This is a genomic window from Mesorhizobium sp. B2-7-3, from assembly GCF_006440715.1.
GTDB classification, from domain to species: Bacteria; Pseudomonadota; Alphaproteobacteria; order Rhizobiales; family Rhizobiaceae; genus Mesorhizobium; species Mesorhizobium australicum.
In genome coordinates this window covers 31357-53784 of the sequence record NZ_VFTY01000003.1, presented here as the reverse complement: position 1 = coordinate 53784, position 22428 = coordinate 31357, and the positions used below count along the sequence as shown (strand labels likewise).

At 62.9% G+C, this 22428-nt stretch carries 19 protein-coding genes; 3 read left to right on the top strand and 16 right to left on the bottom strand.

Going from position 1 to position 22428, the window contains the following annotated elements; genetic code table 11:
- Positions 1-106 precede the first annotated feature (106 nt).
- The 12 genes from FJW04_RS07725 to FJW04_RS07670 form a co-directional block, all read right to left on the bottom strand.
- Positions 107-1660: a sodium:proton antiporter gene (locus tag FJW04_RS07725; protein ID WP_140713363.1), complete on the bottom strand. Its 1554-nt coding sequence runs from the start codon at positions 1658-1660 to the stop codon at positions 107-109.
- Positions 1661-1818: 158 nt separating this feature from the next.
- On the bottom strand, positions 1819-2883 hold the full coding sequence (locus FJW04_RS07720; protein WP_015315812.1) for an ABC transporter ATP-binding protein: 1065 nt from the start codon (positions 2881-2883) through the stop codon (positions 1819-1821).
- Positions 2884-2914: 31 nt separating this feature from the next.
- Entirely contained in the window at positions 2915-3706 is a 792-nt protein-coding gene (locus FJW04_RS07715; RefSeq protein ID WP_015315811.1) for an ABC transporter permease, read from the bottom strand.
- Positions 3703-4539: an ABC transporter permease subunit gene (locus tag FJW04_RS07710; protein ID WP_181165828.1), complete on the bottom strand. Its 837-nt coding sequence runs from the start codon at positions 4537-4539 to the stop codon at positions 3703-3705. The genes FJW04_RS07715 and FJW04_RS07710 overlap by 4 nt, the downstream gene beginning before the upstream one ends.
- A 145-nt stretch (positions 4540-4684) precedes the next feature.
- Entirely contained in the window at positions 4685-5791 is a 1107-nt protein-coding gene (locus FJW04_RS07705) for an ABC transporter substrate-binding protein (protein ID WP_015315809.1), read from the bottom strand.
- 243 nt (positions 5792-6034) lie between these two features.
- Positions 6035-7207 carry an iron-containing alcohol dehydrogenase gene (locus FJW04_RS07700; RefSeq protein ID WP_140713360.1) on the bottom strand — a complete coding sequence of 391 codons (1173 nt, stop codon included), beginning with the start codon at positions 7205-7207 and terminating at the stop codon, positions 6035-6037.
- Between the two features lie 16 nt (positions 7208-7223).
- Positions 7224-8621, bottom strand: a complete 1398-nt coding sequence (locus FJW04_RS07695) for an aldehyde dehydrogenase family protein (RefSeq protein ID WP_140713358.1) — start codon at positions 8619-8621, stop codon at positions 7224-7226.
- A complete protein-coding gene (locus FJW04_RS07690) occupies positions 8622-9041 on the bottom strand; it encodes a type II toxin-antitoxin system VapC family toxin (RefSeq protein WP_015315806.1) in 420 nt (139 codons plus the stop codon).
- Positions 9038-9469: a hypothetical protein gene (locus FJW04_RS07685; protein WP_015315805.1), complete on the bottom strand. Its 432-nt coding sequence runs from the start codon at positions 9467-9469 to the stop codon at positions 9038-9040. Before FJW04_RS07685 ends, FJW04_RS07690 begins: the two co-directional genes overlap by 4 nt.
- Before the next feature lie 83 nt (positions 9470-9552).
- A complete protein-coding gene (locus tag FJW04_RS07680; protein ID WP_015315804.1) occupies positions 9553-10923 on the bottom strand; it encodes a glutamine synthetase family protein in 1371 nt (456 codons plus the stop codon).
- 96 nt (positions 10924-11019) lie between these two features.
- Positions 11020-12561: an amino acid permease gene (locus FJW04_RS07675; RefSeq protein WP_015315803.1), complete on the bottom strand. Its 1542-nt coding sequence runs from the start codon at positions 12559-12561 to the stop codon at positions 11020-11022.
- 22 nt (positions 12562-12583) lie between these two features.
- Complete coding sequence (locus tag FJW04_RS07670) at positions 12584-13402, bottom strand: N-formylglutamate amidohydrolase (RefSeq protein ID WP_015315802.1); 819 nt, start codon at positions 13400-13402, stop codon at positions 12584-12586.
- 145 nt (positions 13403-13547) lie between these two features.
- On the opposite strand from FJW04_RS07670, the gene FJW04_RS07665 reads away from it, so the two are divergent.
- The 3 genes from FJW04_RS07665 to FJW04_RS07655 all read left to right on the top strand — a co-directional run bounded on the left by FJW04_RS07665 (position 13548) and on the right by FJW04_RS07655 (position 18864).
- The gene (locus tag FJW04_RS07665; RefSeq protein ID WP_015315801.1) at positions 13548-14375 is read left to right on the top strand and encodes a MurR/RpiR family transcriptional regulator; all 828 of its coding nucleotides are present in this window, start codon (positions 13548-13550) and stop codon (positions 14373-14375) included.
- A 200-nt stretch (positions 14376-14575) separates the two neighbouring features.
- Positions 14576-15736, top strand: coding sequence for an efflux RND transporter periplasmic adaptor subunit (locus tag FJW04_RS07660; protein WP_140713884.1), 1161 nt, complete (start codon positions 14576-14578; stop codon positions 15734-15736).
- A complete protein-coding gene (locus tag FJW04_RS07655) occupies positions 15733-18864 on the top strand; it encodes an efflux RND transporter permease subunit (RefSeq protein ID WP_140713356.1) in 3132 nt (1043 codons plus the stop codon). Before FJW04_RS07660 ends, FJW04_RS07655 begins: the two co-directional genes overlap by 4 nt.
- Before the next feature lie 6 nt (positions 18865-18870).
- Here FJW04_RS07655 and FJW04_RS07650 read toward each other — a convergent pair whose 3' ends face one another.
- Genes FJW04_RS07650 through FJW04_RS07635 form a run of 4 tightly spaced genes read right to left on the bottom strand, consistent with a single transcriptional unit; the run spans position 18871 to position 22235 of the window.
- Complete coding sequence (locus FJW04_RS07650; RefSeq protein WP_140661756.1) at positions 18871-19278, bottom strand: GtrA family protein; 408 nt, start codon at positions 19276-19278, stop codon at positions 18871-18873.
- The gene (locus tag FJW04_RS07645; RefSeq protein ID WP_140713354.1) at positions 19275-20093 is read right to left on the bottom strand and encodes a ChbG/HpnK family deacetylase; all 819 of its coding nucleotides are present in this window, start codon (positions 20091-20093) and stop codon (positions 19275-19277) included. The genes FJW04_RS07650 and FJW04_RS07645 overlap by 4 nt, the downstream gene beginning before the upstream one ends.
- Positions 20090-21076 (bottom strand): glycosyltransferase family 2 protein, encoded by a 987-nt coding sequence (locus tag FJW04_RS07640; RefSeq protein ID WP_140713352.1) that lies wholly within the window; start codon positions 21074-21076, stop codon positions 20090-20092. Before FJW04_RS07640 ends, FJW04_RS07645 begins: the two co-directional genes overlap by 4 nt.
- Positions 21069-22235 (bottom strand): glycosyltransferase family 87 protein, encoded by a 1167-nt coding sequence (locus FJW04_RS07635; protein WP_015315795.1) that lies wholly within the window; start codon positions 22233-22235, stop codon positions 21069-21071. The genes FJW04_RS07640 and FJW04_RS07635 overlap by 8 nt, the downstream gene beginning before the upstream one ends.
- Between the last annotated feature and the right edge of the window lie 193 nt (positions 22236-22428).

The window sequence follows — 22428 nt, the reverse complement described above, 5'->3', positions numbered from 1 at the left end:
GCTCACTTTTCGGTGTTGGCAGTAACGGTTCGGCCGATCGCTTGCAATGTGCAGGAGGACGGACGGGGCTTGGGCCAGCAGGGCAGCGGCCGAGACGCGGTATCTGCTAGTCGGTGGTCAGCGGCTGGAACCGGCCTGCCGGCGATGCCGCAAGTTCCGTCCAGTCGATCTCTTCCTCCAGACGGTGATAGGCTTCGTCACCGATGGTGCCGTTGCGGCGCAGCTCCTCCAGGGCATCGCGCTGGCTTTTGATGGCATAGAGACGCAGCCTGTCATATTCGGTCGCGGCCTGGGCATCCTCGGGATTTTTGGCGATCTTGCGCTGGGCGGCATATTGCTCGCGCACCGCGGCTGCGGCGCTCGAGGTCTTGCCGCTCAATACATCAAGCGCGGCCTGCATGACCACGACGCGCGCCTTCGCTACCTCCCGGTCGACCGTTTCGTCGGGATCCAGCTTCAGGACGCGCAGCAGCGGCTTCAGGCTCATTCCTTGCAGCACCAGGGTGCCGAGCACGACCGTGAAGGCGGCGAGCACGATCGGGTCGCGAGCAGGAAATTCGACCGGCAAGGCGAATGCCGCGGCAAGGGTTACCAGTCCCCGCATGCCGCACCAGCCGATGAGCACGCCGCCGCGAAAGGACGGCGTATCCGGCTGATGCTCGGCGCCGCCAAAGCGGGCAAACCACCTGATGACTGCACCGCAGCCCAGCACCCAGATCAGGCGCGAAACGATGACGACCGCCAGCACAGCCGCGGCAAAGACGAATGCGTCGAGCTCTCCCGTACCGGCGAGCCGTCCGACGATCGACCGCGCCTGCAGACCCATCAGCACGAAGGCCAGCACGTTGAGCACGAACACCGCCGTCTCCCAGACCGAATAGGAACTGACACGCTTTCTCGCCGACATTCGGCGTGGCGCGGTCCGCGCGATGGTCATGGCGTAGACGACGATGGTGATGATCGCCGACAGACCCAACCTGTCCGCCAGGATCCAGACACCGAACGTGCCGGCGAACTGCACCACGGTACCGCTGGCGGCGTCCTCGATGCGGCTCAGCGTGGCGAGCGACAGCCGGCCGAGTACATAGCCGGCCAGCAGGCTTCCAACGGTCGACAGGGCGACCATGGGCGCGGCGCTGCTCAACAGGAACGGACCGAGTGCGGCGGCGACAGCGATACGGTAGATCAGCAACGCGGTTGCATCGTTGAGCAGGCTCTCGCCTTGCAGGATGGTGGTGATGCGGTGCGGCACCTTGAATTGTCCGAGCACGGCCGACGCCGCGACGGCATCGGGCGGCGCTACGATGGCGCCAAGGGCGACGGCCGCGGCGATCGGCAGGCCTGCCATCTTCCAGCCGAGCAGCGCAACCGCTGCGGTGGTGAAAACGACAGCCCCCAAGGCCAACAGGGCGAGCGGCAGCCGGTTGCGATTGAGGTCGCGCAACGAGGTGTCATAGGCGGCGTCGAGCAGCACCGGCGCGATGAACAAGGCCAGCGCCAGTTCCGGGTCGATTTCGATGGTGGGCATGCCGGGCAGGAAGGCGATGCCCGCGCCCGCCAGCGCCAGCAGCGACGGATAAGGAACTTGCAGCCGCCGCGACAGCGCCGTCAGCGCGACTGCAATCAACAGGAGGATAAGCGTCAGTTCGAAAAGAGCCATGCTCTATCGTAGCCGCCGAACGAGGCGATTGGCAGTGCCAAAGTCATGGTCGTGAAACAACAGGGACATCTCTGGCACGGGCCGTGTCGCCGCCGGCAGCATGAGAAATCCCGACGGCTGGAGCGCCCGTTTGGGAGCGCCTTCCGACAGCGGACTACCTAGTGCAGCACCAGCATATCGCTCGACGAGAACGAAATCTCGGCCTTCTCCCCGACTGCGGGCGGCGGGGTGGCGGAGTTGTTGAACGTGTCGAGCGACACCGTGTTGCCGCCGATGCCGACACGGACCCGGATAACCGAGCCGAGGAAGTGCACTTCGGAAATCTCTCCGGTCAGGCTGGAGTCGCGGCCGGGCTGGCGGCCGAGCGAAATCGCCTCGGGTCGCAGCGCCAGAGACAGCGTGTCGCCGGACTTCGAGCCGTTGAGCTTGCCCTTGAGCGAGACTTCCTGCGTGTTGACCTGCACCTTGCCGGAGGCGGCGTCGGTGACCTTGCCTTCGAGCACGTTCAGCGTGCCGACGAAATTGGCGACGAACTTGGTCGCTGGCCGGTTGTAGATCTCGAACGGCGTCGCGACCTGCTCGGCCTTGCCGCCATACATGACGGCGATGCGGTCGGAGATCGACAGCGCCTCTTCCTGGTCATGGGTCACGAAGATGGTGGTGATGCCGAGCTTCTTCTGGATCGAGCGGATTTCCTCGCGCAGCGACACGCGCACCTTGGCGTCCAGCGCCGACAGCGGCTCGTCGAGCAGCAGGAGCTTCGGCTTCGGCGCGATCGCGCGCGCCAACGCGATGCGCTGCTGCTGGCCGCCGGAGAGCTGGTAGGGATAGCGGTCCGCCATCTGCGGCAGTCTGATCATGTCGAGCATCTCGGCGACGCGCTTGTCGGCGTCGGCCTTCGGCATGCCGGCAACCTTCAACCCGAAAGCGATGTTCTGCGCCACGGTGAGGTTTGGGAACAGCGCATAGGCCTGGAACACCATGCCGACATTGCGCTGGTTGGGCTTCAGCCGCGTGATGTCCTTGCCGGCGACGACGATCTTGCCGGCTGACGGCTCCTCGAAGCCGGCGACCATACGCAGCACCGTCGTCTTGCCGCATCCGGATGGCCCCAGGAACGAGACGAACTCGCCCGGCTCGACGTCGAGGCTGAAATCCTGCACCACGGTGTTGGACCCGTAGGACTTTCGCACATGCTGGATGGACAGGAATGGCTCGGCCATGGCTTTTTCTCTCAGGTCAGGTGCTTTTCGATCAATTCGGGCGGTTCGCCGATTTCGGCGCGAAGCGGGACAGGATCTGGATGAGCGACATGCAGCCCCAGGTAATGGCGAAGGCGATGATGGCTAGGGCTGCCGGCTCATAGGCACGGTTGGCGCCGACGTTTTGCAGATACGGGCCGAAGGCCGGACGGTTGAGGAGGCTCGCCATGGTGAACTCACCGATGACGATGGCGAAGGTCAGGAAGGCGCCCGACAGCACGGCGATCAGGACATTGGGCAGGATCACCCGGCCAATGATCGTGCCCCAGCCGGCGCCCAGGATCTGCGCTGCTTCGGTCAATGTCCGCACATCGATGGTGCGCAGCCCGGTATCGACGGCGCGATACATGTAGGGCAGAGCCAGCGTCGCATAGCCGATCACCAGCAAGGCATTGGCGCCCATATTGCTGCCCAGGAACGGCAGCGGGGAATTCGAGCCGTACATCCTGATATAGCCGAAGACGATGACGATGGCCGGAATGACCAGCGGCAACAGCGTGATGAATTCGACGATCGGCCTGAGCTGCGGCAGGCGCAGCCGGATCCAGTAGGCCGCCGGCACCACGATCAGCACGCCGAGAATGATGGTGAAGACGGCCGCTACCACCGAATACAGGAAGGTCGACTGGAAGCGAGCGTCGCCCAGCACGATCTGGTAGGCGTCGAAGGAATGGACGCCGCGGCGCATGCGCAACGAGAACTCGACAGTCGCCATCAGCGGAATGAAGAAATAGGCCGCGCCGACAATGAAGACGACCCAGGCCCAGAATTTGCCCGACTTCATTTCAGCCACCTTTCGGACCGGGTCCGGAACCAGATGTAGAAGACGTTGGCCAAGCCCGTGATGACGATCATGCCGAAGGCGATGGCATAGCCGAGCTGCGGGTTGTGCAGCACGTCGCCATTGATCTGCGAATAGAGCTTGATGGGAACGATGTTGAGTGCCGGGCCGGCAAACGCATAAGCCGTGGCGATGGCGCCGAAGGAATTGGCGAACAACAGGATAACGGTGCCGAGGAAGCTCGGCCACAAGACCGGGATGACCACCATGCGCCAATACTGCGACTGGGTGGCCCCGAGCGTGGCGGCGGCCTCGCCCCATTCCTTCTTCAAGCCGTCGATGGCCGGCACGATGATGACCACCATCAGCGGAATCTGGAAGAACAGATAGACCGCGATCAGACCCGATGTCGTGAGGAAATTGAAACCCATCGCGTAGATGTTGACATTGAGAACGTCACGCAGAAGCGTCGTGACGATGCCGACGCGGCCGAGGGTCGCCAGGAAGGCGAAGGCCAGTGGCAAGCCGGCGAAATTCGAGGCGACGCCCGAAAAAGTCAAGGTCGCCGAGCGGGTCCAGTTAGGAAGCCCGCCGCGCACGATGGCGATGGCAATCGCGAGCCCGGCAAAGGCACCGATGACCGCCGACCAGAAACTGATCTTGATCGAAACCCAGTAGGAAGCGCTGATCGAGGGATCGCTGACCAGCTGCAGGATATTGTCCAGCGTCAGCTGACCGTCGCCATTCTGGAAAGCGCCCAGGACGAGATAGATCGTCGGCAGGATCAGGAACATCAGGACGAAGATGAAGAAAGGCGCCACGCCAATCCACTGCATCGGAAAGCGGAAAGTGGTCGCCTCGTTCGGCGGCGCGGGCTTGGTGGTGACAGACTGATTTGAAAGCGTAAGATCGGTCATGCGCCGGCTACCGTCTTCGAGGGGAAGCCGGGCGGCCTCGCGGCCGCCCGGTGGATTTCAAGCCTTACTTGACGTTGGCGCCGACAACGGCGTCCCAGTTCTTGCTGATGGTCTCCTTCGCCTTGCCCTGCTCGTCGAGCGTCGGGAAGGCAGCCGAGGCGTAGGATTCCGCCGGCGGCAGCTTGGCCAGAACGTCCGCGGGGATCTTGCCGTTCTTGGCAAGATCGTTGAAGCGGATCGGGTGGCAATAGCCCTTCAGCCAGCCGATCTGGCCTTCGTCGGAATAGAGATATTCCATCCACAGCTTGGCTGCATTCGGATGCGGCGCGAACGCGCTGATCGCCTGCACATAAACGCCGGCGACAACGCCGGTCTTCGGCACGATGACGTCGACGGGCGGGTTGCCCTTCAGCGTGTCGCGACCGGCGAGCGCGTTGTAGTCCCAGTTGATCAGGATCGGGGTCTGGCCCTGGGCAAGCGTTGCCGGCTTGCCGACGACCGGCACGAAATTGCCGGCGGCGTTGAGCTTCTTGAAGAAGTCGAGGCCGGCGGTGCCAGCGGCTTCACCAGCAGCCGCGCCACCGGAAAGGCCTGCGGCGTAGACGGCCTGGATGGCCTGGTTCGAAGCGCGCGGATCGCCGGCAACGGCGACCGCGTTGGCGAATTCGGGCTTGAGGAGATCGGCCCAGTCCTTCGGCGACTCCTTGATCAGGTCCTTGTTCACCATGAACGAGAGAACGCCATAATAGTCTCCGTACCAGGCGCCATCGGCATCCTTGGCGCTGTCCGGGATCGAGTCCCAGGTCGACACCTTGTATGGCATCAACAGGCCATCGGCCTTGGCGGTCGGGCCGAAGGACAGGCCGACGTCGATGACATCAGGAGCCTGCGGACCCTTGTTGTCCTTGTTGGCCTTGATCGCCTCGACTTCGTCGCCGGAGCCGGCGTCGGGGTTGAGTTCGTTGACGGTGATTTCCGGATACTTCGCCTTGAAACCGGCTATGACGTCGCCGTAGCCGCACCAGTCATGCGGCAAGGCGATCGTGGTGAGCTGGCCTTCGGCCTTGGCGGCCTTGATGAGATCGTCCATCGAAGCGGCGGACGAAATCACCGACGACACCATCAGGGTCGCGGCCGAAAGGGAAAGCACTTTCCCCGTGAATTTGAACATGTGTTCTCTCCATTGAACTGACGCCGTTGGACGTCTGCGATGCGGTATCGTTTTCGTGTGACAGCCAGATGAAAGCTTTGTGAAACCGGCGCCTCGCAGCGTGAAAAGTTAACTCTTTTTAACGGACTGTAGCAATTAGCCATCACTTAATTTTCCGGCTAATCATTAATCCGCCCCTATATCGCCCCTTCCCCTCTCCTTTCCCCTCGTTTCCCGATCAACTTCCGCATCCAGGAACCGGCCTCAGACCGTCCCGGCGATGGCGTTTTCGAGCAGTGTCAGCGCCGCCTTCTTGGTCAGCTTGACCGGGTTGCCGCCGGCCGTCGGATCGACCACCGCCATGTCGGCGATCAGGCCCTTGCGCTTCTTGTCCATGTCGAGCCCCTTGATCAGGCCCGGCAGCGCGTGCGGCACCTTCAACTCCTTGCGCAGCTTGATAACAGCCTTGGCGAAGCCGTCGAAACCGCCCTTGATGCCGCAATAGGCGGCGAGCCGGGCGATACGCTCCTCGATGGAGTCGCGATTGAAGGCCAGCACATATGGCATGAACACGGCATTGGTCATGCCATGATGGGTGTCGTAGAGCGCGCCGATCGGATGCGACAGCGAGTGGATGGCACCCAGCCCCTTCTGGAAGGCCGCGGCGCCCATGGCGGCCGCGCTCATCATGTGGGCGCGGGCGACGAGATCTTTGCCATTGGCATAAGCCTTCGGCAGGTTCTCGAACACCAGGCGTATGCCTTCGACGGCAATGCCGTCGGCCATCGGATGGTAGCCCGGCGCGCAATAGGCCTCGAGGCAATGGGCGAGCGCGTCCATGCCGGTGCCGGCGGTGATGAAGGAAGGCATGCCGACCGAAAGCTCCGGATCGGCGATGACGATCGCCGGCAACAACTTCGGATGGAAAATGACCTTCTTGGTATGCGTCTCCTCGTTGGTGATGACGCCGGCGCGGCCGACCTCCGAGCCGGTGCCGGCGGTGGTCGGCACAGCGATGATTGGCGCGATGGCGTCAGAGTTGGCGCGCGTCCACCAGTCGCCGACATCCTCGAAGTCCCAGACCGGCCTGACTTGGCCGGCCTGGAAGGCGATCAGCTTGCCGAGGTCGAGCGCCGAGCCGCCGCCGAAGGCGATGACGCCGTCATGCTTGCCCCTCTTGAACACCCCGATGCCGGCGGTGAGGTTGGACTCGACCGGGTTCGGCTTCACCTCGGAGAACACGCCATAGGGCACCTTGGCCTCGTCGAGAATCCTGAGCGTCGAGGCGACGACCGGCAGTTTCGCCAATCCCGGATCGGTGACGAAAAGCGGCCGCTTGATCCCGGTGGCCGCGAGCACCTCCGGCAGTTCCTTCATGCGCCCGGCGCCGAAGCGAACGGTGGTGGGGTAGTTCCATTTGGAGATGAGCTTGGACATTTTTATCTTTCGAAAATTAGATGGCTTCACGCAGATGGAAGGATTTCGGCCGGGTCAGGTTGTCATAGCCCAGCGCCGACAGGGCAGCGCCCTTGCCGGTGTCCTTGACGCCGGTCCAGACCAGCGCGGGATCGAGATAGTCGCAGCGGTTCATGAACACCGTGCCGGTCTCGACGCGGTCGCCGATCGCCACCGCATGCTCGGTGTCGCGCGTCCAGATCGAGGCCGTCAGCCCGTAGGGGCTGTCGTTCATCAAAGCGATCGCCTCCTCGTCGTTGCGCACCTTCATGATGCCGACGATCGGGCCAAAGCTTTCCTCACGCATGACGCTCATCTGGTGGTCGACTTGCGTCAGCACTTCCGGCGCCAGGTAGGGCGAGCCGGCCTTGTCGTTAGCCACCTTCATGTCGATGTGCGCCTTGGCACCCTTGCGCAGCGCTTCGGCCTTCTGCTCGCGGATCAGGTCGGCAAAGCGCGCCTGCGCCATCGGTCCCATCGTCGTCGCCTGCTCCAGCGGATCGCCGACGACATAATTCCTGGTCTCGGCGATGAAGCCTTCGACGAACTCGTCATAGACTTTCTCGTGCACATAGACGCGTTCGATGCCGCAGCAGCATTGGCCGGAATTGAAGAAGGCGCCGTCGACCAGATTGGCCACGGCATGATCCATCTTGGCGTCAGGCAGCACATAGGCCGGATCCTTACCACCAAGTTCGAGCCCAAGCGTCATGAAGGTGCCTGCCGCCGCCTTTTCGATAGCACGGCCGCCAGCGACCGAGCCGGTGAAATTGACATGGTCGATCTTGCCGGAACCCAGCAGTTTTTCCGTCTGTGCATGGTTGAGCACGACATTCTGGAACACGCCCTTTGGCAGGCCGGCCTTGTCGAAAGCCTGTTGAAAGCGCTCGCCGACCAGCAACGTCTGCGCGGCATGTTTCAGGATGACAGCGTTGCCGGCCATCAGCGCCGGTACGATGGTGTTGACCGCTGTCAGATAGGGATAGTTCCATGGCGCGATCACCATGACCACCCCAAGCGGATCCTTCTTCACATAGCGCCGGAAGCCGTCCTTCGGGTTGGAGGCCGGCACGGACTTGAGCGCCGCTTCCGCGATCTCGACCATGTAGTTGGTACGCTCCTTGACGCCGCCGAACTCACCGCCATAACGAACGGGACGCCCCATCTGCCAGGCGATCTCCGGCACGATCTCGTCGGTCATCGCGACCAGTGCTTCCAGCATCGCCAGCATGTACTTGCCGCGCTCGACGATCGGCGACTGCGCCCACTTCTTCTGCGCCGCCTTGGCACGCTCGACCGCGGCGTTGATCGCCTGGTCGGTAGCGACCGGCCGCTCCGCATAGATCGAGCCGTCGATGGGGGATTTGAGTTTTACGGTTTCCAAAAGGTGCTCCATTTAGCAGGCTAATGTACGCAGATGTCCGTTGCGGCTGTAGCGAAGGATGGGCTCGTCTCGCGTCACAAGAACCATGTCCAAGGCCCTTGCAGTGGCAATCAGTATTCGATCCATAGGATCGCCATGGGGCGAACCCGGCAAGTTGGAAGACGCGATCAGAATGGCCGGCGAAATCGCGCTGAGTTTTGCGGACATGCGCTCAATGAACCGCTCTACGAAATCGAGCGGCGCTATGGGCAAGTTGAGCCGGCCCTTGGCCACACCGATGCCGATCTCCCATGCTGACATCGGCGAGAGATAGAGGCGGCCATCATAGGCCGCGTCGGAAATCTCCTGGCTTGCCTGAGGGTCGATTTTGCTGTCGTTTGCAATGAAGATCATCGCGCACGTGTCCAGCAGCAGGCTCGGCTCTTCACTCATTTGCGCATCATGTGTTTGCCATGCTGCGCCTGAGTTTCACCGCCCAGATAACCCCGATCCCAAGGCTCATCATCGAACGGTTTGGTGACATCAAACCCGGCCTCGATAGCTATCAAGCCCTTCATGAAACCAAATCCAGGGTGACGGTGCGTACGAACAGCGGGTGCGGCGTCACCGGTCGGCATCTTGCGAACGCGGCGAAAGACAAGCTTGCCAGTGCCTACGTTGACGGATTCGGTCTCGAATCCGGCCTCGAGCCACTCCCTGGTCATGGGATTGTTGCTCGGATTGTTGCTCCACCACGCGGGGTATCGCTTCGATGCCGGCAACGGCAGACTAAGCACGCTCTCGATCTCATCGAACGACATAGGCACACGGTCGGCATTCTGGGCGACCAGAAATTCCTTCAGCGGCGCATATTTGGACATTGCGAACTCCCCAACAATTGCAGCTTGCAGCCTTCATATGAGCTACATTAACTACATTGTCAACAATAAAGCTGCATAAAGCTTTAATATCGCTCGAACCCTCTGTGCAGTTCCCAATCCGTGATACGCCGATCGTATTCGAACTGCTCCCACTTCGCTGTGTGGACATAGTGCTCGAGCACATCCTCGCCGAGCGCCTGTTTCAGCATCTTCGATTTCGCCAGCGTCTCGGTCGCGTCGCGCAGCGTCTTTGGAATTTCCGGCAAACGAGAAGCCTGATAGGCGTCGCCGACGAAAGGCTTCTGCAATTCCAGCTTCTCGTCGATACCGGCGAGGCCGGCCGCGATCAGCGCCGCGAAGGCGAGATAGGGATTGAGGTCGGCGCCGCCGATGCGGCATTCCATGCGGATGCCCTTGGTGCCCTCGCCGCACAGGCGGAAGCCGGCGGTGCGGTTGTCTTCGCTCCACATGATCTTGGTCGGCGCGAAAGTGCCGGCCTGGAAGCGCTTGTAGGAATTGATGTAGGGCGCCAGGAACCAGGTGAATTCCTTGGCGTATTTCAGCTGCCCGGCCGCCCATTGCTGGCCGAGCGTCGACAAGGTCCAGTCGGCTTGTCTGTCGAAGAACAGCGGCGTCTTGCCGTCCGCGCTCCACAGCGAATTGTGGATGTGGCTCGAATTGCCGGCGAGACCGTAATTATACTTGGACATGAAGGAAATCGCCTTGCCTTCGGACTCGGCAATCTCCTTGGCGCCGTTCTTCAGGATGACGTGGCGGTCGGCCATGTCGAGCGCCTCGGCGTAGCGCACATTGATCTCTTCCTGGCCCGGACCCCACTCGCCCTTGGAATTCTCGATCGGAATACCGGCGGCTTCCATCTCGTTGCGAAGCCGGCGCATGACGCCTTCTTCCTTGGTGGTGATGCCGATCTGGTAGTCGCCAATATAGGGCGAGGCTGTATCGAGCCCCTGCCAATGCTTCTTGCGGGCGGAATCGTAGGTTTCGTTAAACAGATAGAATTCGAGCTCGGAAGCGAAATAGCCGATATAGCCGCGCTCGCTCAGCCGCTTGACCTGCTTCTTCAGGATGGCGCGCGGCGAATGCGGCAGGTCGTCATGGGTGTGGTGGTCGAGCACGTCGCAAATGACGAGCGCCGTCTTTTCCAGCCAGGGAATGCGCCGCAGCGTCGCCAGGTCCGGCTTCATGACGAAGTCGCCATAGCCCTTCGACCAGCTTGCCGCCTTGTAGCCCGGCACCGGCTCCATATCGATGTCGGCCGCCAGCAGGTAATTGCAGCCATGCGTCTCGTCATGCGCGGAATCGACGAAGTATTGCGCCAGGAACCGCTTTCCCGCCAACCGGCCCTGCATGTCGACAATGCATGCCAGCACCGTGTCGATCTCGCCGCTGGAGACCGCTTTCTTCAACTGATCGAACGAGAAACTTCCGGCCATTCCTTTGGCACTCCAGTGCTTGGCGTTTCGGGCTTGTCATATTGAACGAGAACAAAAAACCGTGGCGAGCGAACCCGCCACGGCTTGATTGGTTGTTTAGGCGGATTCGCCGACGGCCTTTTCGGCCGCTGCGATGATCGCCCTGCGCTTGGCGATTGCCGTCTCGCCGATGGGCGGCCCCTGGAAGCGGCGGTTCTCGACGGCAAACCACAAAACGACAAGCAGAACGATCAATCCGATCGCATAGTTGATCAAGATGTCGAAGGGCGGTTGGATGCCGGCATACATCAACACCAGAACACCAAGCACGGTGATGACGGCGAACGGCTTTGACCAGATGCCGAGCCGGAATGGTCCGAACTCGGTCCAGCTCTTTCCTTCCGCAAGAAGTCCGGCCGCGATCGGCATGGCGTAGGAGACATAGAGGAAGAGTGCGCAGCCGGCTGCCAGCGCCGCGAAAGCCGGCGAATAGAGCGTGGCGGCAATCGACAGAACGACGCCGAGCCAGATGGCCGGGACGGGCGTGCGCCAGGTCGGCGAAACCTGCTTCCATAAAGAAGACCCCGGCAGACCTCCGTCACGCGAAAAGGCAAAGATCATGCGCGAGGTCGAAGTGAGCCCTGCTAGCGCGCACAGATAGTTCGACAGCACGATGGCGATGCCGAGCAGAGCCTTGAGCCAGGTTGGCGCCGGCAGATTGTTGAACAGGTTGAACCAGGCATTGCCGCCGTCCTTGGCGGTCGCCACGAGATCGGGGCTGGCAAGGACAAAGGAGACCGCCATGACGAAACCGAAGACGAGAGACCAGAGGACCGCGTGGATCATGCCTCTGGGCACAGCGACGCGGGCATTGTGCGTTTCCTCGGCGGTATGCGCGGAGGCGTCAAAGCCGGTGATCGTGTAAAGCGGGTAGAGAAGGCCAATCAGGAAGGCCACGAGTGCGGTGCGGGCCGTCGGAACATAGCCACCACCGAGATCGCCGGTCGTGTTGACGAAAGTCGTCAGCCGCGCGAGATCGAAGCCATGCGCGCCCCAGATCAGGAAGGTCAGCGTCAGCACGACCGCGACAACGAGGATGAGGTAGCCGGAAAAATCGGTCAACATCGTCGTCGTCTTGATGCCGAGATGATTGAACAGACCTTGGGTAACTGTAATCAAGACGACTGCCGCCGTCTGTTGCCAGAAGCCCCAGGCCGATGTGTCCCAGCCGAAGATCGGGCCAGCAACGAGCCCCTGAAACAGCAGGTAGACGCCGACATTCACCGAAGCGACGACGAAGATCAGGCCGAGCAAGTTGATCCAGGCCGTGGCCCAGCCCCAGCCGCGTCCGCCCAGGATCGAGGACCAGTGATAGAGGCCGCCGGCTGTCGGATAGGCCGATCCAATCTGGCCGAGAGACGCCGCGACCACGAGCGCAAAGACGCCGCCGATGACCCAGCCGATGGTCGCCTCGAAACCGCTGCCGGTCGCCATGGCCAGCGGGAAAGACGTAATGCCGCCCGCCAGAATGCAGATGATCGAGAAGGAAATGGCGAAGTTGGAGAAGCCGCTCATGCGGCGCGCCAATTCCTGGGCGTAGCCCATACTGTGGAGGATTTTTGTGTCCTCCGACTTGTCAGAGTGATCAGGTGTTGTCATGTCAGAGTTCCCCTATTGGTTCTTAGCTGGCCGATTGAACTGACTTTCCGACTGCGCTTCGTCGAGAGCCCTTGGCCTCCTCTGGCTCCAGATCCGAAAAAATGCCCGTGAGCATATCCGCCCATTTCCGCTGCCCGGTTTCGCCGGAGATTTCATCGTTGCGGATTTCGATCATCGCGCAGGGTAGCCCGCGCGAGCGCGCATGCCGTTCCAGCGTGAAATAGACGCGGTCGGCCGGCGAATAGGGTTCGTTGATGCCGACGGTGATGCCTGAGAGCCGTTGCAGCGCCGATATCAGCGGCGACGCCAGCCGGCGATCATCGTCATGGATGATGCCGATATGCCAGGGCCGATTGCGGCCCTTGTAGACCGGCGTGAAGGAATGAAGGGAAACCAAGCGGGTCTCCTGGCCGCGCGCCAGCCGGTCCTCGACGATGCGCTCGATGGCGCCATGGAACGGTTGCCATGACAGGGCGACCCGCGCCGCGCGCTGTTTTTCCGACAAGCCGGTATTGCCCGGTATGGCAGTGGTTTCGCTGACCGGAGGCACCAGGTCCGGCGCATCGAGCGGCCGGTTGCAGTCGATGACGAGACGCGAAATGCGGGTTTCGACCAGCGTCGCATCGAGCGCCTGCGCCATCCGCAGCGCAACCGGCAGTGCGCCGGGATCCCAAGCGATATGGCGGGACAGGTCGTCGACGGCAAGGCCGAGCGTGCCGAATTCAGCCGGAAGGAAATTGGAAGCGTGATCGCAGGTCAGCACGAAGGGGCTCGATCCGCCGGGGTTCGTCACCCTCACGGTATCAGACGATGCAAGGCTGGCGGGCCGCGCTGTCTCCATAGTCCTGCCGTCCCCTGGGAGCGCTGTATCGTATGTTACGTATTTTGTTTCATTGCGTCCCGGTGGATGATTTCATACAGTTTGTTTGGCTTTGTCAAATGCGATCTGGGGAAAAGACGGTCGGCGGGCCAAGGGTGGGGAAAAGATGATTTCCAACATTGCCGAATTGATTGCCGACCGTATCGGCGCGATGCCCGCCGGCGAACGGCGCGCAGCGCAGACGCTGATCGCGAGCTATCCGATGATCGGCCTCAAGACAGTCGCCGAATTCTCATCCGCGGCCGGCGTCTCCTCGCCGACGATCCTGCGTTTCGTCGCCCGGCTGGGCTTCCAGAATTACCCCGAGTTCCAGTCGAGCCTGCAGGATGAACTGGCGGCGCAATTGCAATCGCCGGCGATACGAACGCTCAACCCGCCCTCGCCTAGTGGCGGCACGGTGTCGCCCATGCTGGAAGCAACGCTCGACAATATGCGCGAGACCTTCAGGCACCTGTCCGACAAGCAGCTTGCCGACATTGCCACCAGGCTGGCCGAGCGGCGTGGCAAGACATTCCTGATCGGCGGCCGCTTTACCGACCCCCTGGCGCGCTACATGGCCGCCCATCTCGCCGTCATCCAGCCCGATGTCTTTCACCTCGCCGGCCAGGAGAGCATGTGGCGTGACCGGCTGATCGACATGGGCAAGCGCGACGTGCTGGTGATCTTCGACATCAGGCGCTACCAGGACAGCCTCGTCCGATTCGCCGAGAAGGCGCATCAGCGCGGCGTTCAGATCGTACTGTTCACCGACCAGTGGCTGTCGCCGATCGCCCGCTTTGCTCGCCATGTCATCGCCGGACGAACCGCCGTGCCTTCCGCATGGGATTCCTCAGCGGCACTTTTCGTCGTCGCCGAAACGCTGATCGGCGCCGTCACCAGGCAACTCGAGGCCGACGGCGCCCGGCGCATCCGCGAGATGGAAGGCCTGCGATAGGCAGAATCCTCCGGATCATTGCATCGGCTTCGCGGCCGTCTCGGTTTCACGTTACCGAGATTTAATGTGCACGATTGCGTGATAATTGCCATAAACCGCTGATATCGGGGTGTGGCGTGGCCGGATTTTTGCCGCCCGCCCGCATCGTCACTGTGCCGTTCCTTCGGGAATGGCTGACGATTCCTGAAACCGGAGTGTCGATGCGGACCTGGAAGCAAATTGTCGTTGCGCTTGTGATCGTGGTCGCCGCCGCGGCCGCCTGGGCACGCTTCTATCCAGGCGCGCCGGAAGTGCTGGCGCGCTGGGGGATGGATTGGGCCTACGCGGCAACGCCTCCCGCCGGAAGCGGTGCGGACGGCGCGAAACAGGCTGGCAATCGCAATGGAGTCCGGCAGGTCAACGTCGTCGCCTTGCCTGCCGGTACGGCCACCATAAACGACCGCCTGCAAGCGATCGGCACCGGCCGTGCCAACGCCTCGGTGACCGTCAATCCCTACAGTTCCGGCCGCCTTGCCGAGTTGCTGGTCCAATCCGGCACTCATGTCGACAAGGGACGGATCATCGCAACGCTCGATTCCGAGACCGAGATCATCGCACAGGACCGCGCCAAGCTCGCCTTGCAGGATGCTCAGTCCAAGCTCGACCGCGTCAAGTCGCTGCGTGCCTCCAACGCGGCGACACCGGTCGCGGTCGCCGATGCCGAAGTGGTTCTGGCCGGCGCCAAGCTGGCGCTTCAGGATGCCGAGCTTGCACTGCAGCGCCGCTCGATCCTGGCGCCGATCACCGGCACGGTCGGCATCCTGCCGATCTCGGCCGGCAATTACGTCACCAACCAGTCGGCGATCGCCACGCTTGACGACCGGTCCTCTATCCTGGTCGATTTCCAGGTGCCCGAGCGCTTCGCCGCCGCCGTCAAGGTCGGCGCGCGATTGACGGCGACGCCGATCGCCAATCCGAGCAACGCGTACACCGGCACGGTTTCGGCGATCGACAATCATATCGACGAAAAGAGCCGCACGCTTCTGGTCAAGGCCACCATCGCCAATCCGGCCGATTCGCTGCGCGCCGGCATGTCGTTCTCCATCACCATGAAATTCCCCGGCGAGACCTATCCGGCCGTCAGCCCGCTGGCGATCCTGTGGGGTTCGGACGGCGCCTATGTCTGGCAGGTCGAGGACGGCAAGGCCAGGCGCGTGCCGGTGCGCATCATCCAGCGCAACACCGAGACCGTATTGATCGACGCGGAGATCGACAGCGGCGACATGGTGGTCACCGAAGGCACCCAAAGCGTCAGCGAAGGCGGCGAGGTTCGCATCGCGGGCCAGGAGCAGCGCGCCGCCAACGCCGCGGAAGGCTCATGACCGGCTCCGTCAACGCCGCCAGCGATACCGGCTTCACCGCACTGTTCATCCGCAGGCCGGTCATGGCGTTCGTGCTGAACACCCTTATAGCCGTTGCCGGCCTCGCTGCCTTCTACGGTGTCGAGATCCGCGAATTGCCCGACGTCGACCGCGCCGTCGTCACGGTCTCCACGACCTTCGAAGGCGCGGCCGCCGAAACCGTCGACCGCGAACTGACCGACACGATCGAGGGCGCCGTCGCCCGCGTCTCCGGCGTCAAGTCGATCTCGTCTTCCTCCTCCTTCGGCTCGAGCCGCGTCACCATCGAGTTCAACGACGGTGTCGACCTCAACGTCGCCGCCTCGGATGTGCGTGATGCCGTCGGCCGGGTCGCCAACCAGATGCCCGATACCGCCGATCCGCCGCGCATCGTCAAGGCCGATGCCAATTCCGACGCGGTGATGCGGCTGGCGGTGACTTCGGACACCATGTCGATCCAGGACATGACGGTGGTGGTCCAGGACCAGATCGAGGACGAACTGGCCGCCGTGCCCGGCGTCGCCGACGTTCAGGTTTATGGCGATCGCGACAAGATCTTTCGCATCGATGTCGACCAAAACAAGCTCGCCAGCCTCGGCTTCACGGTCGCCGACCTCCGGGCGGCGCTTGCCTCCGTCGCCTTCGATTCCCCGGCCGGATCGATCACAACGACCAACCAAGACCTGATCGTCCGCACCACGGCCGACGTGACGACGCCCGCGGAATTCGAAAACATCATCATCGGCGGCACGACGCGCATCCGCGATGTCGCGACCGTCACGCTCGGCCCCGATGTTGGCCAGACGACGCTGCGTTCGGACGGCAAGACCGGAATCGGCCTCGGCATTATCCGCCAGGCGGAATCGAACACGCTGGACATTTCGACGGGTGTCCAGGCCGCCGTCGCCAAGCTGCAGGAGAATCTGCCCAAGGGCATGTCGATCAAGATCACCAGCGACGACGCTGTCTTCGTCAAGGGTGCGGTGCACGAGGTCGAGATCGCGCTTGGCCTGTCGGTTACCATGGTGCTGATCGTCATCTACATCTTCCTGCTCGACTGGCGCGCCACGCTCATCCCCGGCCTGTCGATGCCGGTCGCCATGATCGGCACCATCGCCGCCATCTATCTGGCCGGCTTCTCCGTCAACATCCTGACGCTGCTCGCTTTGGTGCTGGCCACCGGCCTTGTCGTCGACGACGCCATCGTCGTCTTGGAAAACATCGTGCGACGGCGCAACGAAGGCATGGGGCCGCGTGCGGCGGCCGTGCTCGGCGCGCAGGAAGTGTTCTTCGCCGTCGTCGCCACGACACTGACGCTTGTCGCCGTCTTCGTGCCGATCTCGTTCCTGCCCGGCCAGACCGGCGGCCTGTTCCGCGAATTCGGTTTCGTGCTTGCGATGTCGGTGCTTCTGTCCTGCGTGGTCGCGCTGACGCTTTGCCCGATGCTTGCCTCGCGCATGCTGACCAGCGCGCCGCTTCACCACGAAGGCGGCCAAGGCATCGGCGCTCGCATCGGCGGCGTCTTGAATGCCGGCTACAAGCGCGCGCTGCACGCTTGCCTCGATGCGCCCTGGATCGTGGTTCTGGTCGCGGTGCTGTTTGCCGGCGTCGCCTTCGCGCTGTTCGGCACCATCCGCCAGGAACTGACGCCGACCGAGGACCGCGCCGCCGTGCTGTTGCGCATCAACGCCCCGCAAGGCGTCAGCCTCGACTACACGACGCAGCAGATGCAGAAGATCGAGCGGCTGATCCAGCCGATGCGCGATTCCGGCGAGATCCGCTCGACCTTCGAAAACGCCGGCCAGAACGGTTCCTACAATTCGGGCTTCATGGTGATGACGCTGGCGCCGTGGGACGAGCGCAGCCGCAGCCAGCAGGAGATCATGGCCGAGATCAGTCAGTTGACCAGGCAGGTGCCCAGCGTGCGGATCTTCCCGGTCCAACCCAACAGTCTCGGCATCCGCGGCGCCGGCAACGGCCTGCAATTCGCTCTGGTTGGCAACGACCGAAAGGCGCTTGGCGATGCAGCGGTCAAGATCATCGCCGAGATGCAGAAAGATGAGCGCTTTCGGACGCCGCGTCTGTCGATCGACCCGACGCAGCCGCAACTGGCCGTAGCGATAGATCGTGAGCGAGCCTCCGATCTCGGCATCGACATCACGGGGCTCGCCAACACCATGCAAGCCATGCTCGACGGCAACGACGTCGTCGATGTCTACATCGCCGACCGCAGCTACGGCGTGAAGCTGGTCTCGACCACCAATCCGATCAACGACCCGACCGACCTGGAAAATGTCTTCCTCAAGACCGCGGATGGCCGCTTCGTGCCGATGTCGACCATCGCCACGCTGACCGAGCGCGCCGTGCCGCCGTCGCTGTCGCGCGAACAGCAGCAGCCATCGGTGGCGATCACCTCCAACCTCTCAGGCAATTTCGCGCTTGGCGATGCGCTGATACGCGCCGAGCAGATCGCCACGCCGCTCCTGCCGCCTGGAAGCCGCATCCTGCCCCTGGCCGAGGCTGCGACTTTGGGTGAAACCAACAGCGCCATGGTCACCATCTTCGGCTTCGCCCTGGTCATCATCCTCCTGGTGCTGGCCGCCCAGTTCGAGAGTTTCGTCAGCGCCGTCATCATCATGGCGACGGTGCCGCTCGGCCTTGCCTGCGCCATTTTCGCGCTGCTGCTTTCAGGCACCAGCCTCAACGCCTACAGCCAGATCGGCCTGGTGCTGCTGGTCGGCGTCATGGCCAAGAACGGCATCCTGATCGTCGAATTCGCCAACCAGCTACGAGATCGGGGCCTGGGCGTGCGCGAAGCGATCGAGCAGGCTTCCACCATCCGCCTGCGGCCGGTGATGATGACGATGATCTGCACCATACTTGGCGGTGTGCCGCTCGTGCTGGCCGCCGGCGCGGGCGCCGAGGCACGCGTGGCGCTCGGCTGGGTCATTGTCGGCGGGCTTGGCCTGGCCACCATCTCGACACTGTTCCTGACCCCGGTCGCTTATCTCCTGCTTGGCCGCTTCGTCACGCCGAAGACCCATGAGGAAGCACGGCTGAAGCGCGAACTCGAGGAAGCCGCCTACACCAACGTGGAACCGGCGGAATAGAGATACCTATTTCAGCAGCCGGCCCTCGATCGACCAACGCGCGGCAAGGAAGTTCAGCACGGCCGCCACGATGACCCCGCCGATCTTTGCCGGCCACACACCGCCGATGCCGGCGAAGAGTGCGATCGACAGGCTGGACACGCCGAGCGAAATCAACGCCCCAGCCGAGACGAAGCGCAGGAAGGCATCATGCAGCCGAATGGCGTGATTGCGTTCGAACGACCAGAAGCCATTCGCCACGAAAGAGAAGACGACGGCAATCGACCACGAGATGACATTGGCGGACAGCGGCGGGGCGTGCAGCTTGAGCAGCAGGAAAAAACCGGCAAGGTCGATGGCCGTATTTGCCAGTCCGACCAGCGCAAAACGGACGATCTTACTGCCGGTCGAACGCCGTGGCTGAACGCCATTCATTCCCTGCCGTCCAATATCTCGACACCGGCTCGGGCCAGGCTCGCGCCGAACGCATCCGAAGCCAGAACGCCGAATTCCACTTCGCGCACGCCTTGCATCGGGTCACGCGCGCAGAGCGTTTGGTCGACATGGCCGGGGTGGCACATGAACAGCCCACGGTCCGACAGCGCCTCGACGGCAGCCTCCAGCAGGGGGGCGAACTTTTCGGGTTGCCGCCAGTCATAGATGCCGGCGAGCGGCTTCAAAACGGCAAAGCCGGCGCGCTGCATCGATTGGTTGAAGCCGGCGGCCACGGCAGCGATTGCCGCGATTTTCGGTGCGGCGGCGGCATCGCTCAGCGCCGGAGCGCCGCGCAACACCGGCCTGCCGGCAGTGTCGGGAAAACGTGTCCGCAGCCAGCCGCGCACGACAGGCAGGAAATGCACGTGCTGATGACCGTCGATGAAGTCGGGCTTGCGGCCCAGCGCCTCGACGAAACGGCTATATTGCGCGTCGAGTTCGGCATGGACGTCGCGCTCGTCGACCCGCCCGCGCAGGACCGGTAGGGCCAGCGAACGAAGCGGCGGCAACCGGCCCTCGGGCGCCAGACTCGATTTGCCTGTGACCGCTGGCTGGTCCGTAAGGGTCAGGTGCAGCCCGATCGCCGCGCGGCCGCGCAGCGGCTTTATGCGCGCCGCCGCCTCGGCCCATTCCGGAAAACCGGTCATGCAACTGGTGCCGGTCAGGCGTCCGCGGTCGAGCAGGTCGAGAATGCCGGCGCAAACCCCTGGTGCCAGCCCGTAGTCATCGGCGATCAGGCGAATGCGCCGCGTCATCCGCGGGACGCGCCCGGCGGCTTGTCGTGAGCGGTCTCGCTGAGCACCACATCGCGCACCAGATAGACCGGCCGGTCCTTGCTCTCCGACAGCGTGACCCAGACATATTCGCCGATCAGGCCGAGCAAGGTGAGGTTGAGGCCGCCGAGCAGCACGACGGCGACCATCAGGCTGGGGTAACCAGGCACGGCAACGCCGTAGAACATCACCTCGAAGAACACTTTGGCGCCGTAAACGACGCCCGCCAGCGCCGCCAGCATCCCGCTCAAGCTGATGATGCGCAGCGGGATGACGGAAAACGATGTAAATCCTTCCAGTGAAAAGGCGATCAGGTTGAGCCGGCTCCATTTCGACGTGCCGATGGGGCGGTTTTCCGGCGAATAGGGTATGGCTTTCTGACGGAAACCGGCCCAGGCGAACAGGCCCTTGTTGAAGCGCCGCTTGTCGCGCAGGCTGGTCAGCGCACGCACCACGGGACCGCGCATGACGCGAAAATCACCGGCGTTCTCCGGAATGTCGAAACGCTGGCTGCTGTTGATCAGGCTGTAGAAAAGTCGCGCCAGCTGGCTGCGCCGCCAGCTCGCCTCGCGGCGGTCGTTCTGCGCGTACACGACGTCGATATCGGGGCTTTCCACCAGCTCGGCGATCATCTTCAAGCTGATATTCATGGAATGCTGCAGATCCGAATCCATGATCAGCACCATGTCGCCCCGCGACTGGTCGAGGCCGGCGAGCACCGCGACCTCCTTGCCGAAATTGCGGCTGAGGCGAACGATCTCCCACGATCCCGACAGGGCTTGCGAAAATCGCCTGGCGCCATCGTCGAGGCTGCCGTCGTCGACCAGGATCTTGTGGACGGCCATGCCGAAACGGCTTGATACCGCTTCCTCGAGCCTGTCGAGCAGGGCGGCAAAGGCCGGCGCCGATTGCGCCTCGTTGAAGAAGGGCGCCACGATGTCGAGTTTTTGACGCAGATCAGCCATGTGCAACGGGTCCGACGCTCACGATCTTTTCGCGCGCCTTGGCCCAGAACCACCAGATCAGCGAACAGGCGATGAAGGTGACCGCGATCGGCCGGAACCAAGGGTAGAAGAAATCATGCATGTGGCGCTCGACGCTGGTCAAACCTGTGAGGAACAATACCGTCGACAGCACCGAGGCCAGGACGCCGCCACGCTCCTCCCGCCACAGTGTGGCGATAGCGAGGCCGGCGGGCACGGCGATCATGGCATAGGTATTTGGCTCGACACGCGGATTGAAGACGCACATGTAGAAGGCAGCCGCCAGGAAGATCGCCAGTGCGGCTATTCCAGGCTGGAGCTTGCGGTCGAACCAGAGGACGGTCGACAGCGTAAGCAATGCCCCGACGATGCGCACGATCGTGGCGGCGAACTCAGGCATGGGCAGCCCGGCCGAGGTGAAAGGCGCCGTGAAGTCGGTAGGGACAAAGTGGCCGGACTTGTCGACGGCCATGGAGGTCAACATGCGGGCGAAATCACCGTACTGCTGGTTGAGGTAGCCGGCAGGCGCGAACGCGTACGGTATGGCCAGTACCAACAGCACTGCCAGCACGAGCACGGGTATCAGCCGCAGGCGCAGGGCTCCCACCAGCAAAAGCATGATGATCGCCGTCGGTTTGGCGATGATGGCGACCGAAGCCCAGAAGAAGGTTTCGGCGCGCCGCCCTTCGAGCGCCGACAGGGTCAGGAGCCAGCAGGCCGCGGTCAAAAGGATCGTCGCCTGGCCGTTGCGGATGGCACCCAGCGCCATCGGCAGGGCAAGGAAGAGGCCAAAGGAAAGCAGCCATGGCAATTCCTCACCGCCGATTTTGCGCACTTGCCGCATCGCCGCGAAGGTGAGCGCTGCGAAGCCCACCACATGCCACACCACGCCGCCCAGATAGGGTCCGAGCTTCAGCACCGGCAGGTAGAGCGCGGCGAAGGCTGGCGCATACAGGTACCCCATCTCGGATTGAAGATTGTACAGCGGCCGCCCGGTCAGGAACGCTTCGCTGCCATATCCATAGGCCTGCGTCACCGTGCGCGTGCCGGGCGACCATAGCACCAGGCCGAGAACGATCAGGAATGCCCCGATCCACATGCCCAGCCCCAAACGATCGAAAACCGGCTTGGAAATCGTCATCAATTCACCCCGCACGCCATTGGGGAAGACGCCTCAGCCTTGGCGCCGTCCCGGCATTCGATGGCGGCGACATATCACGGACAAAGCGACGAGGCATAGGGGCCGAAAGACGCGGCGATCAATTTCGGGGATTGTCAAGGATGGTCGACCGAACTGGAAAAAGCGTCCAGAAAGCCTGCGATCGCCCTTCCGG